The following is a 15,037-nucleotide window of genomic DNA, read 5'->3' on the forward strand; positions in this document are numbered from 1 at the left end:
TGTCGCCCCGGTGCCGCCGACGACTCAGAGGATCCTGATCTTGTCGATGTGCTCGGACTCGTAGTACCTGATGGTGAATTTCGGAACGTACGGTTTCCAGCTGCCGTTCCCGTGGTGCATGACGACGTTGTTCCCGCTCGAGATCCGCTTCAGGTAGAGACCCTTCGGCAGGGCCCGTTCTCCGGCGAGGGCGAAGCAGGTCTCGATGGGGTCGGCCGGAGCACCGAACACGACCACCGTGATCTTGAGGTACCCGGTCCCCGGGCCACACTTGACCTCGCTGATCGCGGAGGCCTGCTGGGTGTTGGCGAAGGCCAGCCCGGCCGTCAGCGCGACGGCCGTCAGGGTGCTGAAGACCCTCTTCCTCATGAAAACTCCTCGCTCCGGTGAAGTACTGACCTCGCCAGCCTGTCTGCCGGGTCGGCGGCGGACCACCGGCATCCGTCGCAACCTGGGGTGGAACTTCTCGTCATCGGTCGGTCGCCCACGCTCCACCCGTCAGAAGCCCGAGTTCCCCGGGCCGCGGTTCAGGGTGTAGCCGGTGGTGTTGTTGAGGCCGCCGCTGCCGGTGCCGGTGACGGTGACGTAGTTGAAGGTGCCGGAGCCAGGGCTGAAGATCTCGATCCCGTACGTCCCGGCGCCGCTCACCTTCACGTGGTCGAAGGTGATGTTGGTGATCGGCCGCTGCCAGGTCATCAGGATGCCCTGGTACGTGCTGTCGAGGATGTCGACGTCCTTGATCAGCACCGGCGCCGTCATGTCGCGCGACTCGGCGTAGATCCACAGGCCGCCCTGGCTGCTGTTCCAGTCGGTGTTGAAGCCGCCCGCCCGGGTGATCGTGTTGCGCTGCACGACCGTCGTCCCGGCGAACGGCTGCGCGCCGTGCCAGGTCGAGACGGCGATCCCGGACGCCGTGTAGACGGTGTCGGAGACCAGGTTGTCCTCGATCCGGTTCCCGTTGCCGCCGTAGATCGCGGCGCCGTTGGCGAGCGCGGGCGACTGGACGGTGTTGAAGGTGAACGCGCTGTTGGTCACCGACGCGCTGAACGACCACATCGCGAGCGCGTCGTCGCCGGTGTTGCGCAGGACGGTCTGGTCGACGCGGGAGTTGCTGACCGTGTCGTTCAGGTTCACCCCGTCGGCGAACGTGTTCCGGATCCGTACGCCGGCCATGTACAGCCCGTCGGCGTTGTTGACCCAGAGCCCGACCTTCGCGTGCTCGACCCACACGTTGTGGATCAGCGAGCCGGTCCCGAAGTCACCCTGCATCGCCGCGTGCGTCGTGACCACGCCGTCGGGATCGCGGTACCGGACGTCGCCCGCGAACGTGAAGTCGGCCAGCTGGATGTTGCTACCGGTTCCGAGGAAGCCGCCGAGCCCGTTGGTGCCGCGGATCGTGGTGTGCCACATCCCGGCGCCGCGGATCGTCACGTTGTCGACGTTCAGCCGGTTGGTCAGGTCGAACGTCCCGGCCGGCACCCAGAGCGGCTTGCCCTGCGACTTCGCCGCGCTGATCGCATTGGTGAACGCCGACGTGTCGTCGCCGGAGCCCGAGGTCGCGCCGTACGCCGTGACGTCGAGCGCGCCGGCCGGTGCGGTCAGGGCGGGCGCGACGACCTCGGTGTCGATCAGGTCGACGGTGATCGGCGTCGAGCCGTCGTTCTGCAGCTTGAGCACGGTCCCGGCCGGGTAGCTCGGCAACGTCGTACGGACCTCGTCGTAGAAGCGGTGGCCGTTGCCGAGTCCCGGGTCGTTCGGGAACGGGTAGTTCCCGTAGACCCAGCTGTACGCCGAGGTGAGGGTGACGTCCTTGACCTTCGTGCCGCCCGCGTAGATGCCGAGCGGCGCGGTGATACCGGTGCCGGCTGCGTTGTCCGGGATCGAGTAGCGGACGACGAGCGAGTTGGTCGGCTGGGTGAGGGTGAACTGGGTGTACTTGCCGGCGTTGTCGAGCCGGACCGCGCGGCGGCCCGAGGACTCCGACGGGATGGTTCGGTAGGTGCGGTCGGGGCCGAGGACCGTGCCGTTCGTGCTGCCGTTCTCGGCCTCGTACTCGGTGTAGTTGACGGTCGCGCCACGGGTCGCGAGGGCGGTCGCGCCCGTGACGGTGACGTCGTCGAGGGCGACGTTGCCGCTGTCGCCGGCGTCGTACTGGTAGCCGATCAGGTTGAGGCCGGCGCGGAGCGGCAGGGATTGTTGCGTGGTGGCCCAGCCGGTGGCCGCGGGCAACGAGACCTGGCCGGTCTTCACGCCGTTCGCGTACACGCTGAGGGTCTTCGTGCTGCCCGACGAGTTGTGGTAGCGCAGGGCAGTGCTGACGTTGCCTGCGGCATTGACCTTGACGGTGCGGATCACCCGGCTGCCGACGCTCGGCAGGGTCACGTAGCCGCTGCCGGTGAAGCCGCTGACCGCTGCCGCGACGCTCGCGCCGCCGGACAGGAAGCCGCCTTCGAGACCGGTGCCGTCGGACGGCGGGACCGGCGCGGAGACGTTCAGGTTGTCGAGGTTGACGTTGCCGGAGTCGGAGGTGTCGAAGCGGTAGGCGACGGTGTTGGCACCGGCCACGAGCGGGACGGACTCCGACGACGTTCCCCAGTTCGCCCAGCCGCCCGTGGCGGGCAGGTTGATCTGGCGGAGCTTGGAGCCGCCGACGTACAGGGACAGCGTCATCGTGACGCCGGTGCCGTTGGCGTAGCGCAGGGTCGCCGTACCGGTCCCCGCGCTGGGGGCGGAGACGGTGAAGGTGGTGGCGGCGTTGCCTTTGTTGCCGTCGGTGTAGCCGCCGACGTACGCCGTACCGGTGTAACCGCCGTGCTCGGTCTGGGCGGTCGCGCCACCCGCGAGCGCGGCGCTCTCGGCTTCGAGTGTGGCGGCTTGGGCTGGGATGGTCAGCGTCGCCAGTGCGAGCACCAGGACGGCGGCGAGTCGGAATCTGGGCATGGGCGGGCCCTTCTCTGGGTGAGTGGATTCATCCCTTGACGGCACCGCCCAGCGCCCCGGACTTCAGGAAGAGGCGCTGGAACACCAGGAACAGTGCGACCGGGATGACGGTGGAGATCGCGAGCGCGGCCAGGAACACGTCGAGCTCGACGAAGCGTTGCAGCGCGGGCAGCCGCACCGACAGCGGCTGCCGATCGGGATCGGGCAGGACCAGCAGCGGCCAGAGGAAGTCCTTCCAGGCGGCGATCACGGCGAACACCGAGACCACCCCGAGGATCGGCCGCGACATCGGCAGGACGACGGACCAGAACAGCCGGTACGGACCGGCGCCGTCGACCCGCGCGGCCTCGAACACCTCGCGCGGCAGGTTGGCGAAGAACCGCTGCACGATCAGGATGTTGAACGCGTTCGCCCCGGCCGGCAGCCAGACCGCCCAGAACGAGTTGATCAGCGACACCTTCAGCAGCGGCGGGTCGACGATCGTGAGGTAGAGCGGGACGAGCAGGACGACCGACGGCACGAACAGGGTCGCCAGGACGACGCCGGTGAGGAGCTTGCCGTACCGCGGCCGGAGGATCGCCAGGGCGAACCCGGCGGTCGTTGCCACTAGCAACTGCACCAGCCAGGACCCGGCGGCGAGCACGACGGTGTTGAAGAAGTACTTGTCGATCTCGACGCGGGTCCACGCGGTGGACAGGTTGGCCCAGTCGATACCGTTCGGCCAGAGCGCCAGCGGCGCGCGCAGGGTGTCCTGCGTCGGCGTCAGGGCGCCCTTCGCGAGCCAGAGCATCGGACCGAGGCCGGCCACGAAGAGGAGCACGAGCAGCACCGCGTGCACGCCGTACGACGTACGCCGCAGACCTGGCCGGCGCCAGTCGGAGTCGGACAGGATGCCCCTGCTCATGAGGTGCTCCAGGATCGGGTCAGGCGGAAGTAGAGCGCGGACAGCAAGCCGAGCACGACCGCGAGCATGATGCTCAGCGCGGTCGCCGAGCCGTACGCGCCGCCGAGGCTGTTGGCGAAGGCGTAGTTGTAGATCAGCAGCAGGATCGTGGTGGTCGAGTTGGCCGGGCCGCCGCCGGTGAAGAGGAACGGCTCGAGAAATACTTGGGCAGTACCAACGATCTGCAGGATGAACGTGATCAGCAGGATTCCCCGCAGCTGCGGGAGCGTGACGTGCCAGACCTTGCGCCAGATCGACGCGCGGTCGATCTCGGCGGCTTCGTACAGGTCGGTGGAGACTCCGGTCAGTGCGGCCAGGTAGATGATCACCGTGCCGCCGGCCGCGGCCCAGGTCGCCTCCAGGACCAGTGCGGGCATCGCCGAGCCGGAGTCCTGCAGCCAGGACACCGGGCCGAGTCCGACCCAGCCGAGGATGGTGTTGAAGACCCCGGTCGGCGACGCGTCGTAGAAGAACTTCCAGAGCAGTACGGCGACCACCGGCGGGATGACGACGGGCAGGTAGGCCAGTGCGCTGTAGAGCCCCTTGAACCGGCGTACCTCACTCATCAGCACCGCTGCGAGCAGCGGGACCGGGTAGCCGAAGAGGAGGGCGAGCAGAGCGAAGTACAGGGTGTTCTTGACCGCTGTCCACAGCAGGGGGTCGGCCAGGACGTCCTGGAAGTTCTGCAGCCCGACGAACGTGGGTGGAGTGACCAGGTTGGTCTCCTGGAAGCTCATCACCACCGCCCGGGCGATCGGGAACCAGGAGAAGAGCCCGAACACCAGCAGCAGCGGCAGGAGGAACACCAGGGTGCTCAGGCCGCCTTTGGCTCGCATCGGTCAGTTCCGGTCCAGCAGAGCCTGCGCCTCGGCGTCGGCCTTCTTCAGCAGGTCGGCGATGTCGGCGTCCTTCTTGGTCAGCACCGTCTGCACCACCGGGTCGAGCACCTTGTAGACCTCCTGGGTCGAGCGGGACGGCTCGGTCACCAGCGGCTGGTCGAACATCTTGTCCGTGTACGGCGTCATCTGCCCCAGCGGCACGTTGACGTAGTCCTTCACCCAGGTCAGCGACTCGTCGTACGTCGCCTTGTCGAAGACCGGCAGCTGCGGCGCTCCCACCGGCTGCTTGGACGCGGCCGTGGTCTTCGCGTCGAGCACGGCGGAGTCCTTGTCGATCAGCTTCTTGAGGTAGTAGAAGTCGATCCACTTGACCCCCGCGGCCTTCGTCGGCTCGTTGGCCTTCGCACTGACCGTCGCCAGCGTCCCACCGCCGAGCACACCGGCGTCCGGCGAGTCCTTCAGCGGTACGACGGTCACGCCGTAGTCGGCGGGCTTGAGCGCGTTCTGCGTGAACAGCGAGCCGTAGTTGCCGCCACCGGACACGTACATGCCGATCTGGCCGGCCGCGAACGCCTGGTTGATGCCACCCCAGTCGTAGAGGAAGTTCGCCCCCATCGAGTTGTCGGTCCAGCGCATGTCCTTCAGCAGCTGGAGCACCTCGGCCATCTGCGGGGTGTCGATCTCGGCCGTGGCCTTGTCGCCGTCGAGCTTCTCCGCGCGGCCGCCGAACGCGTAGTCCAGCGTGGTGAGGATCCAGCCGCCGGTGTTGTCGGTGGTCAGCTGGGCGTAGCCGGCCTTGCCGGTCTTCTCGGCGATCTGCTTGGCGGCTGCTTTGACTTCGTCCCAGGTCGCCGGAGGCTTGTCCGGGTCGAGCCCGGCCTGCTTGAACAGCGTCCGGTTGTAGTGCAGCGCCTGCCCGTACGCCGCGATCGGGACGGCCCACATCTTGCCATCCTCGGCCTGCCCCGACCTGGCGACGTTCGGGCTGAACTTCGCGCCGTACGGGAGGCCGCCGACCAGACCGCTGATGTCGGCGATCTGCTTGCGCTCGATCAGGCCGCGGCCGTCGGTGAACGGGACGGTGAACACGTCGGGCAGCGTGCCCCCGGCGAGCTGGGCGGTGAACGTGGTCGCCGTCCAGTTGTACTCCTGCGGCTGGACGTCGATGCCGGGGTTGGCCTTCTCGAACTGCGCGACCCGCTCGTCGAACGCGGCGATCGCGCCCTTGTCGAGGCCCGGGTCGCGGGCGACCTTCAGGGTCACCGGGCCGGCGTCGGCTTGTTGCTCCGGGTTGTTGGAGCAGGCCGCCGCGGCGAGCAGGCCCACCAGGACGAGTGGAGTGATCAGCTTCTTCATGGGTCAAACTCCTGAGGGGATCGGCCGGAGCCAGGCAGCGGCGTCGGTGGGGAGCTCGCCGGCGACCGTCGTACTGGCGAGCAGGACTTCGTACGGCGTGGGCAGCGCGAGCGGCGGCCCGAAGTTGACCAGGCAGAGGAGGTCGCCGCGGGTGAAGGCGATCAGGTCCTGGTGGTTGAGCTCGTGCCACCTGAACTCTCCGAACCCTCGCCGCAGTTCGAGTGCTGTCCGGTAGAGCTGAAGCATCGACCCCGCGTCTTGCTCCTGTCGTTCGACCGACCAGTTGCCCCAGTCGGCCGGCTGCGGCAGCCACGGTGTGAAGCCCTGGCTGTTGAACCCGAAGCTCGCACCGGTCGTTGTCCAGGGCAAGGGAACTCGGCAGCCGTCGCGACCAGGATCCTGACCGGCCGAGCGATGGAAGATCGGGTCCTGCAACGCGTCGTGCGGCAGGTCCTCGACCTCGGGCAGACCGAGCTCGTCACCTTGGTAGAGGTAGAGCGACCCCGGCAGCGCCGCCGTCAGCAACGCGGCTGCTCTCGCCCGGTGGGTCCCTTGCGTCAGATCAGTCGGTACGCCGAACCGCTTGGTCGCGAACGAGAACGAGCTGTCCTCCCGCCCGTACCGCGTGACCGGACGGGTGACGTCGTGATTGGACAGCACCCAGGTCGCGGGCGCGTCGACCGGCGCGTGCGCGGCGAGCGTGGTCTCGATCGAGTCGCGCAGCTCGACGGCGTCCCAGGGGCGCCCCATCAGGTCGAAGTTGAACGCGGTGTGGATCTCGTCCGGGCGCAGGTAGCGGGCGAAGCGTTCGGGATCGGCCAGCCAGATCTCGCCGACGAGGACCCTTGGCGGGTCGTACTCGTCGGCGACTCGGCGCCATTCCCGGTAGATGTCGTGGACGCCGTCGCGGTCGACGTACGGGTGCATGGCCGCGTCTTGGAGGTTGGGGAACGCCGGGTCCTTGACCGGCATGGTGGCCGAGTCGATCCGGATGCCGGCGACGCCGCGGTCGAACCAGAAGCGCAGGATCTCCTCGTGCTCGCGGTGCACGTCGGGGTGGTTCCAGTTGAGGTCGGGCTGCTCGGGGGTGAACAGGTGCAGGTACCACGCGCCCGGCGTACCGTCCGCGTTCTTGGTGCGGGTCCAGGTGTCGCCGGAGAAGCTGGAGACCCAGTCGGTCGGCAGCTCCTCGCTCTCCCGGAACCAGAACCGCTCGCGGGCTCCCGGTTCGTCGGCCAGTGCTTCGCGGAACCAGACGTGCTCGCTGGAGATGTGGTTCGGGACCACGTCGATGATCGTTCGGATGCCTAACGACTGGGCTTCGGCGATGAGCTGCTCGGCCTGCTCGACGGTCCCGAACGCGGGGTCGATCACGCGGTAGTCGGCGACGTCGTACCCGCCGTCGGCCAGCGGTGACAGGTACCACGGGGTGAACCAGAGCGCGTCGACGCCGAGGCTCTTCAGGTACGGCAAGCGCGCCCGTACGCCGGCCAGGTCGCCGGTCCCGTCACCGTCGCCGTCGGCGAAGCTGCGCGGGTAGATCTGGTAGATCACGGCGTCGCGCCACCACTCGTCCGAGGCCGCCACCGCCGGCTCGAGGCTCGGCTCCATCGTCCACTCCCTGTCCCGGAACGCCTTGTTTGATGGTAGGTTTAGCGCTCCACCTTGTGGTGGACCGTAGAGTCTGGGAATCGGGATTGTCAACAGGTCGGGAGGAGATCTGGTGCGGGTCACGCTGAAGGACATCGCCGACGAGGCCGGGGTCAGCATGATGACGGTGTCGAACGTGGTGAACGGCAAGCGGGCGCGCGTCTCTCCCGAGACGATCGAGCGGATCCAGCGCATCGTCGCCGAGCGCGGCTACGTGCCGAGCGCGTCCGCGCGCAGCCTCGCGGCCAAGTCGTCACGGCTGATCGGCCTGCTCGTGCCGGCCGCCGACGAGGACAGCCTGATGATCAGTCCGCACAACGTCGCGATCGTCGGGCTGATCGAGCGCGAGCTGCGCAAGGGCGGGTACCACCTGCTGCTGCGCGGGATCTCGCAGCCGGCCGAGGTGGCCGAGGCCCTGCAGTCGTGGAGCCTGGACGGCGCGGTGCTGCTCGGGTTCCTGGACGAGGAGGTCGACCGGCTGGCCGCTTCTGGTGTGGGCAAGGTGTCGTTGCTGGCGATCGACAGTTACTCGGACAACCCGCTGACTACCGGCGTACGGTCTGATGACTACACCGGCGCGCTGCTGGCTGCCCGACACCTGCTGGGGCTCGGGCATCGGGAGATCGTGTTCGCGGGGCCGGCGTTCTCGGACGTCGGTGTGGTGCACCAGCGGTACGAGGGGTTCCGGGCGGCGTTCGCCGAGGCGGGGCTGTCGTGGAGCGAGCGGCTGGTGACGGTGTCGACCACCGATCACGCTTCGGGGCTTGCGTTGGGCCTGGGGTTGGCTGGGTCGCATCCTGACGCGACAGCGGTTTTCGCGACGGCGGACATCCTGGCGATCGGGATCATGGAGGGGCTGCGCGAGGCCGGCCGCTCGGTGCCCGGCGACGTCTCGGTACTCGGCTTCGACGACCTGGATCTCAGCCGGTACGTGACGCCGAAGCTGACGACGATCGCCCAGGACATCCCGCGGAAGGCGGCGATCGCCGTCCGGCTGCTGCTGGCGGCGGTCGAGCGGGCCGAGCACCCGGCCGATCCGATCACGCTCGACGTCCGGCTGATCACGCGCGAATCGACCGCCGCGCCGCGTGCCGCGCAGTAGGCGGGAATTGGGAGACACCCCCTGAGTTCCGGTTGTCCACAGGATCACGGTCGGTCGGTTTTCGGTCTGTGGGTCCTGGTCGCTAGAGTCCCTGGTCTGGTCGCCGAATTCGGGGCGGCGGCCGACGGGAGGAGGTGCGATGGACGCCACTTTGCTGGACGCCGAGGCGGAAGCCGCGGTCCTGCGGGTCTACCGGCAGGTGTTCGCCGTGCTCGCCCGCGAGGCCGGGGCGATGATCGTCGACCCGGAGCTGCTCGACGTCGACCAGGCGATCCTGGACGCGTTCGCCGAGGCCGGCAGCGACGGGATGACCGTCGAGCAGGCGACGCAGGCCTGCCGTTCGTTCCAGCACGACCTGGTGGTCCGCCGCTTCGAGGTGCTGCGGCAGTACGGCGCCATCACCAAACTCGTCGACCGGCCGAACGAGCTGCGCCACCGCGCGGCGTTCGCGCCGTACGTGATGCTGATGTTCCTGCGCCGGATGTCCGTGCAAGGCGGTCAGGGCGAACTGCACCAGCTGCTCACCCTCGAAGCGCACAGCGTCAGCGACCCGCGCGCCACCGAGGACGAGGGCCAGGCGTCGATCCTGCGGCTGACGAAGGTCTTCCGGCTGCTCGGGAACGAGCTGGCCATCCTGGTCTCGACCAGTACGACGGCCCAGCTGCGGGAGAACGCGCAGCTCGCGTGGGGCAACGAGCGGCTGATCGAGCAGGCCGAGAAGGTCCACCGGATCGTGCTCGAGCGCTGGCCGACGCTGCACCGCGACTGCACCCAGCTGCGGATGGCGCTCGCGGCGTACGCGGATGCGGTGCAGCTCGCCGCGGGACGGCTGGTCGAGCGAGCCGGTACGACGCGGGCGCTGGGGTTGCTGCCGATCGAGACTTGGCTGTCCTTTACGCGCGGGAGTGACACGGAGGTGTTGGCCGGCGTACTGGATGGGTTGCTGTTCGACGCGGCTGCGCCGGACTTCTCGCCCGAGACGATGCTGGAGGCGGTCGAGACGGGCCGTCGTACCGGGACGGCGCGGATGGCGCCGCCGCGGCCGTCGGCGGAGACCGAGGCGCCGGAGTCCGCCGCGGCGACGGATCGCGAGGATCTGCGCGCCGAGGCCGAGCGGGTGCTGGCCGGGCGGGACAGCGTGAGCATCGTGTCGGTGGTCGATGACGCGGGCGACTGGGTGACTGCTCGTCGGGTGCTGGCCGAGCTGACGGCGGCGCATCTGCACGACGAGCTGGACTACGAACTGGTGTGGTCGGACGGGATGCGGATCGATCCTGCGGCGGGGACGCCGTGGGCGACCGAGGGGTCGTTCCGGCGGGTGACGCGATGACCGACGTCGTAGAGAACGGGCGAACGTACAACGCGTTGTGGTGGGCGAAGGTGCAGTCGGGCGGGGCGCTGAAGGTCCCGGTGGATACGCCTGCGGTCGCTGGGCTGGCGCGGGCGGTCGAGCCGGATGGATCGGGTGTGTGGGTGCTGCCGACGTTGCCGGACGGCGCCGGGCACGGCGTACTGGAGGAGCTTGGCTCGCCGCCGGTCGCGGTCGAGATGCCGAACGAGACGGCCCGCGTGCTGTCGATCTGCGTGGCGTGCTGCTGGGTGGAGCGGGATTCGTCTGCTTGGCCGGGCGTCACTGGGACGTTGGTCCAGATCAAGGCTGTCTACGCTGGGATGCGCGGGCGGGCTGAGCAGTCGAGTGATCTCACGCTGATCATCGGTTCGCTCCGCCGGCTTCACTCGACCCAATGGCTTCTGTGGGACGAGAAGGTGGGCGAGGTTCGGCTCGGTCCCCGGACGATCACTTGGGGAACGAGCGATCTGGCCACGCTGCGGGAGATCTGCCGAGTGCTTCCGGACCCGCCGACCGCCGTACTGGTCGAGCGCAAGCCGGAAACTCCGGCCGAGCCGCTGCCCGCGGAGGACTCCGATGCCTGAGCAGCACGCGCTCTTCGACCCCGTCCTGCGCGACCTCAGCGACCGTTCCCGCGACGAGGTGCTCGCGGCGTTCAGTGCCGTCCAGTACTCCGCGAACCCGGTCGCCGAGGTCCAGCTCCCCGGCCTGCGCGACGTCACGCTCCGGCGCCAGGTCCAGAAGATGCTCACGCTGATCGGTCGTGTCCTGGTGAAGGTCGACGGCACCCACTGGACGGCCGGGTACGCCGACGACGTCGCCGCGACCCTGACCGCCCAGGGCTGGCAGCCGCTGTCCGCCGTCGACCGCGCCGTACTGGTCCTGGTCCTCGTGCACTCGGTAGCGATCCCCCGCAGCGAAGGCATCCTCACCGGCGACAGCTGGAAGTCGGCCCGCCCGACCACCGTCGACGAGCTGCGGACGACCAAGATCAGCGGCGAGGAACGACGCCTGGCCCTGCAACGACTCCGCGCCGCCGGCCTGATCCAGCTGTCCGGCGACCACTCCGGCGGACCGAGCTACATCCCCGGCCCGCAACTCCAACGACTGACCCCAGCCGCCCGCCGCCGCCTGCAGGACCAGCTGATCCTCGCGGCCGCACCGGCCAGCCCGATCGCGGAGGCCATCCGCGCGCGCACAGGCATCACCGAAGACGAGGGAGCGGCATGACATCCGAGGGCAAGCAGGAGAACGCCCCCGAGGGCCCGACCACCGACTCCCAGGCGACCGCCGACCCCAAGTCGGCGGAGGCGACGCCAGCAGACTCCGCGTCAAACAAGGACGCGAAGCCCAAGGCGAGCGCGCAAGCCAACACCAGCGCGCCGAGCGACCCCAAGTCGGCGGATCCGACCCCTGCAGACACCGCGACAAGCAAGGACGCGAAGCCTAAGTCCCGCCGTACCGCCGAAGCCCCGTCCGACGGCGCCTTCGACATCCTCGGCTCCAAGGTGCTGCTCGGCGTACAGGTCGTCGACCTCTCCCGCCTCTCGACCCACCCCATCCCGATGGTCGGCCAAGGCCTGGTCACCGTCGCCGGCCAAGGCCCGGTCGACTCCAACGGCGCCGGCAAGTCCTCCTGGATCGCCGCCCTCTCGCTCCTCCACGCCGACGACCAATGGCGCCTCACCAGCGGCGCCCCCGGCGCGGCCGAACTCCTCTTCACCGCCGAAGCAGCCGGCCAGGAAGGCAACTGGTCGAACGTCGACCGCGGCTATATCGTCGGCGTCTTCTCCGACCCCGACCTGACCGACCTCGCCGAGATCGAGTCCGCCGCCATCACGGTCTGGATCCGCATCAACCGCAAAGCGTCGTACCTCGACCTTCGCTGGAAGAACGGCCTGCACGTCCCGTACGGCGCCACCGAGTCCGAACGCGCCGCCGGCGCCGACGCCCTCTGGGCGGCACTCCCCCACTCCAACGGTCGCACCGACTACCACGCGAACAAGCTGTCCCAGGTCCTGTACGGCGGCCAGGTGCGCTGCGTCTCGTTCCTGTCGACCTCGGTCCGCTCGAGCCCGACCGCCAACCTGCTCGCCGAGCCCCTCAACGAGCTCGGCCCCGCGCGCATCTTCAACGCAATCGCCACCCTCACCGGCCTCGACCACGAGCTCGAGCAGGAGCAGGCACACCGCTCCGCCGAGCACACCCAGCGCGAGGCGACCAAGCAAGCGGCCACCGACCTGCAGCGGTGGGAGCAAGAGATGGCCACCGTCGAAGCCGGCATCCTCCAGCGCGCCGCAGCCCGCTCCGCGCTGGCCGCCGCGAAGGAGTCCTGGCTGGCGCGCTGCGCCCGCCACCTCGTCGACGGCGACGCCCGAAACAGCGAGATCCTGCACGAGCTGGCCGCTCTGGACGAGCGCGTCGCCGAGCAGGAAGCCCGACGCGAGGCCGTCGACACCGAGATCGACGCCTTCGGCAGCGAAGAGAACCTCCTCCGCGACGTCCAGCTGACCCGCCAGGAGCGGGACAAGCTCGACGCCCGCGACCGTGAGCTCGACCTCGCGCAACGCTCGGTCCGCGAGCAGCTGGAGCGGCTAGGCCAGGAGCACCGCCGCCTGGTCGACGCAGGCCGCTCGGCCGACGGACGCGAGCTGGACGTCGCCCTCGCCGAGCAGGACGAGGCCCGCGGCGTACTCGAAGAGCACATCGGCCGCGACCACGCCGCCCGGCTGGCCGTCGACCAAGCATCCGGCGAGCTGCGCGAGGCCGAAAGCGGCCAGACCGTCTCCGCGCCGCAGCAGCAGGTCCTGGAGAACGCCGGCATCGCCTGCGGCGCCCTCACCGACATCACCGAGCTCCCCGCCGGCGACCGCGCGGAGTGGGAGCCGCGCCTTTCGCCGTACAGCGAAGCCGTCGTCGTCGACGCCGACGACGCGACTCTGGCCGCCACGGCCCTCGCCGACGCCGGCTACCCCGGCTTCCTCCTCGTCCTCGCCAACCGCCCCGGCGACAGCGCCGCCAAGGCGTCCGGCTCGGCCGCGAAGGGCCGCAAGTCGGCCGCCAACGGCCCGAGCTCAGCTGATCCGCGCTTCTCGCTCGACACCTTCTTCGCCACCCTCGCCTCCCGCGCGAGCAAAGAACTCATCGACGACCCCGCCGGAGTCGTCTCCGTCGGCCAGCACGACGAGCCGATCACCGGGCGGACCGCCCGCATCGAGGCCGCCCGCCGCCGCGTCGAGTCCGCCGTCGAGGCACGTATTGCCGCATCCGCCGCGCTGGAACAGGCCCGCTCCCGCGTCCAGCAGGCCGAGCGCCGTACGGCGGCCGCCCGCGCCCTCGGCACGGCGTCCGACCTGCAGGAGCAGATGCTCGCCCTGCGCGAGGAGAACGACCGCCACGAAACCGACCGCGACGCCCTCGCTCCCCAGCTCCAGGCCGCGAAGGAGTCCGCGGAAGCGGCCGCCGGCCAGCAACTGGTCCGCGACGAGCGCCTGAAGAACCTCGAAGCCACCCGCCGCGAGCACGACCGCCTCCTCGACGAACTCGGCGGCCGCCGCCTGGTCCTGCTCGACGAGCAGACCAACCTCGACCTCGTCTCCCGTACGACGGCCTGGGGCGGCACCGCCGACGAAGCCTCCGAGTTCCTGCTCGCCCTCGCCGGCGACACTCAGCGCCGTACAACGGCCGACTGGAACCACCAGACCTCGACCCAACTCGACGACGTCATCCGCCGCTGCTTCCCGAACGCACGCTCCCGGGAAGAGATCCCCACCGAGCTGTGGGAGATCCTGAACGGCCCCGACGGCTGGTCGACCGGCACCCTAGGCACCCGCGTCGGGCTGGTCCCTGCGCTGCAGCGCACGCTGGCCAGCCACCTCGCCCAGCACGAGACCTTCGACAGCCTCCAGCAACAACAGATCGCCAGCCAGCGCGCCGAGCGCAACGCCGCCCTCGAACGCGCCCGCGAGGGCCTCGGCGAGGCCGAAAGCACCGCCCGAGCCCACCGCGCGTCCCTTGCCGACGGCATCAAGTCCCGCCTGCGCCTCGTCTCGAACGAGTTCGACCGCCTCGACCAGGCGTACGGCGGCTACGGCGCGAAGCTCGAGTACCCGGAGCCCGACCCGCCGTCCGAGCCCGACAAGCCCTGGCGCTGGACCGTCACCCCGAAGTGGCGCCGCTCCGAAGGCGGCCCGTTCTCCGCCTTCAACGTCAAGGGCAACACCGCCCAGATGGACGAGAAGGCGGTCAAACTCGTCTGCGCCGCGGCCCTGGCCGGCGGCAGCGACCGCCCCCTGCTCCTGATCCTCGACGAGTTGGGCCGCAACCTCGGCTCCCAGCACCGCCGCGAGGCAGTAGCCCTCTTCGAACAGATCGGCCGCGACCGCAACATCACCGTCATCGGCGCCCTCCAGGACGACATGGAACGCTACGCCCTGGCCTCGTCCCGCCTCTACGTCAAACTCCGCCGAAGCTCCGACACCATGCCGTACAACCAGGCCCCCGTCGTCAAGGGCAACGAAGACTACGCCGCCAGAGTAGAACTCCTCCGCACCTGGCTCGACTCCTACCGAGGCCCAGCCCCCACCCTCGACCTCCCCACCCCCACCCTCGACACCCCGTAACCCGCCCCACCCCACCTGCGCTGAGCAGGCAACACCCACACCACAGCCGCCCGGGGCGAGCCCCGGCGGGTCCTGCCCGCGCCCACCGGGTCCTACCCGCCGGGTCCTGCCGCGCCATCCCCACACCCGCCACCCATCGCACCCACACCACCACCCAGGCGCCCCACCGCTCTCTTCCTTTCCGGCCGCAGCGGCTTCGACCCCTACAACCTCCCCGGCCGCATCACCACCGCC

The 15,037-nt window shown here is 69.6% G+C and carries 11 protein-coding genes; 5 read left to right on the plus strand and 6 right to left on the minus strand.

Annotation, left to right across the window (positions count from 1 at the left end):
- Positions 1–24: 24 nt before the first annotated feature.
- From HDA39_RS15275 to HDA39_RS15300, 6 genes are all read right to left on the minus strand, one after another.
- Positions 25–369, minus strand: a complete 345-nt coding sequence (locus tag HDA39_RS15275; RefSeq protein ID WP_184795877.1) for an SH3 domain-containing protein — start codon at positions 367–369, stop codon at positions 25–27.
- A 129-nt stretch (positions 370–498) separates the two neighbouring features.
- A complete protein-coding gene (locus tag HDA39_RS15280; RefSeq protein ID WP_184795878.1) occupies positions 499–2,940 on the minus strand; it encodes a carbohydrate-binding protein in 2,442 nt (813 codons plus the stop codon).
- Between the two features lie 28 nt (positions 2,941–2,968).
- Positions 2,969–3,844: a carbohydrate ABC transporter permease gene (locus tag HDA39_RS15285; RefSeq protein ID WP_184795879.1), complete on the minus strand. Its 876-nt coding sequence runs from the start codon at positions 3,842–3,844 to the stop codon at positions 2,969–2,971.
- Complete coding sequence (locus HDA39_RS15290) at positions 3,841–4,719, minus strand: carbohydrate ABC transporter permease (protein ID WP_184795880.1); 879 nt, start codon at positions 4,717–4,719, stop codon at positions 3,841–3,843. Before HDA39_RS15290 ends, HDA39_RS15285 begins: the two co-directional genes overlap by 4 nt.
- A 3-nt stretch (positions 4,720–4,722) precedes the next feature.
- Positions 4,723–6,078: an ABC transporter substrate-binding protein gene (locus tag HDA39_RS15295; protein WP_184795881.1), complete on the minus strand. Its 1,356-nt coding sequence runs from the start codon at positions 6,076–6,078 to the stop codon at positions 4,723–4,725.
- 3 nt (positions 6,079–6,081) lie between these two features.
- Positions 6,082–7,689 (minus strand): glycoside hydrolase family 13 protein, encoded by a 1,608-nt coding sequence (locus tag HDA39_RS15300; protein ID WP_184795882.1) that lies wholly within the window; start codon positions 7,687–7,689, stop codon positions 6,082–6,084.
- A gap of 112 nt (positions 7,690–7,801) precedes the next feature.
- On the opposite strand from HDA39_RS15300, the gene HDA39_RS15305 reads away from it, so the two are divergent.
- The 5 genes from HDA39_RS15305 (at position 7,802) to HDA39_RS15325 (ending at position 14,803) form a co-directional block, all read left to right on the plus strand.
- Positions 7,802–8,830 (plus strand): substrate-binding domain-containing protein, encoded by a 1,029-nt coding sequence (locus HDA39_RS15305; protein WP_184795883.1) that lies wholly within the window; start codon positions 7,802–7,804, stop codon positions 8,828–8,830.
- 139 nt (positions 8,831–8,969) lie between these two features.
- Positions 8,970–10,160 (plus strand): hypothetical protein, encoded by a 1,191-nt coding sequence (locus HDA39_RS15310; protein ID WP_184795884.1) that lies wholly within the window; start codon positions 8,970–8,972, stop codon positions 10,158–10,160.
- On the plus strand, positions 10,157–10,765 hold the full coding sequence (locus tag HDA39_RS15315) for a hypothetical protein (RefSeq protein ID WP_184795885.1): 609 nt from the start codon (positions 10,157–10,159) through the stop codon (positions 10,763–10,765). The genes HDA39_RS15310 and HDA39_RS15315 overlap by 4 nt, the downstream gene beginning before the upstream one ends.
- Complete coding sequence (locus HDA39_RS15320) at positions 10,758–11,411, plus strand: hypothetical protein (protein ID WP_184795886.1); 654 nt, start codon at positions 10,758–10,760, stop codon at positions 11,409–11,411. The genes HDA39_RS15315 and HDA39_RS15320 overlap by 8 nt, the downstream gene beginning before the upstream one ends.
- The gene (locus HDA39_RS15325) at positions 11,408–14,803 is read left to right on the plus strand and encodes a coiled-coil domain-containing protein (protein ID WP_238356066.1); all 3,396 of its coding nucleotides are present in this window, start codon (positions 11,408–11,410) and stop codon (positions 14,801–14,803) included. The genes HDA39_RS15320 and HDA39_RS15325 overlap by 4 nt, the downstream gene beginning before the upstream one ends.
- Positions 14,804–15,037 lie beyond the last annotated feature (234 nt).

The sequence above is a fragment of the Kribbella italica genome (assembly GCF_014205135.1).
Classification (GTDB): domain Bacteria; phylum Actinomycetota; class Actinomycetes; order Propionibacteriales; family Kribbellaceae; genus Kribbella; species Kribbella italica.

Coding starts and splice junctions, on each gene's coding strand:
- HDA39_RS15310 (WP_184795884.1), top strand. CDS start 8,970: ATGGACGCCACTTTGCTGGACGCCGAGGCGGAAGCCGCGGTCCTGCGG.
- HDA39_RS15275 (WP_184795877.1), bottom strand. CDS start 369: ATGAGGAAGAGGGTCTTCAGCACCCTGACGGCCGTCGCGCTGACGGCC.
- HDA39_RS15300 (WP_184795882.1), bottom strand. CDS start 7,689: ATGGAGCCGAGCCTCGAGCCGGCGGTGGCGGCCTCGGACGAGTGGTGG.
- HDA39_RS15295 (WP_184795881.1), bottom strand. CDS start 6,078: ATGAAGAAGCTGATCACTCCACTCGTCCTGGTGGGCCTGCTCGCCGCG.
- HDA39_RS15320 (WP_184795886.1), top strand. CDS start 10,758: ATGCCTGAGCAGCACGCGCTCTTCGACCCCGTCCTGCGCGACCTCAGC.
- HDA39_RS15290 (WP_184795880.1), bottom strand. CDS start 4,719: ATGCGAGCCAAAGGCGGCCTGAGCACCCTGGTGTTCCTCCTGCCGCTG.
- HDA39_RS15285 (WP_184795879.1), bottom strand. CDS start 3,844: ATGAGCAGGGGCATCCTGTCCGACTCCGACTGGCGCCGGCCAGGTCTG.
- HDA39_RS15325 (WP_238356066.1), top strand. CDS start 11,408: ATGACATCCGAGGGCAAGCAGGAGAACGCCCCCGAGGGCCCGACCACC.
- HDA39_RS15315 (WP_184795885.1), top strand. CDS start 10,157: ATGACCGACGTCGTAGAGAACGGGCGAACGTACAACGCGTTGTGGTGG.
- HDA39_RS15280 (WP_184795878.1), bottom strand. CDS start 2,940: ATGCCCAGATTCCGACTCGCCGCCGTCCTGGTGCTCGCACTGGCGACG.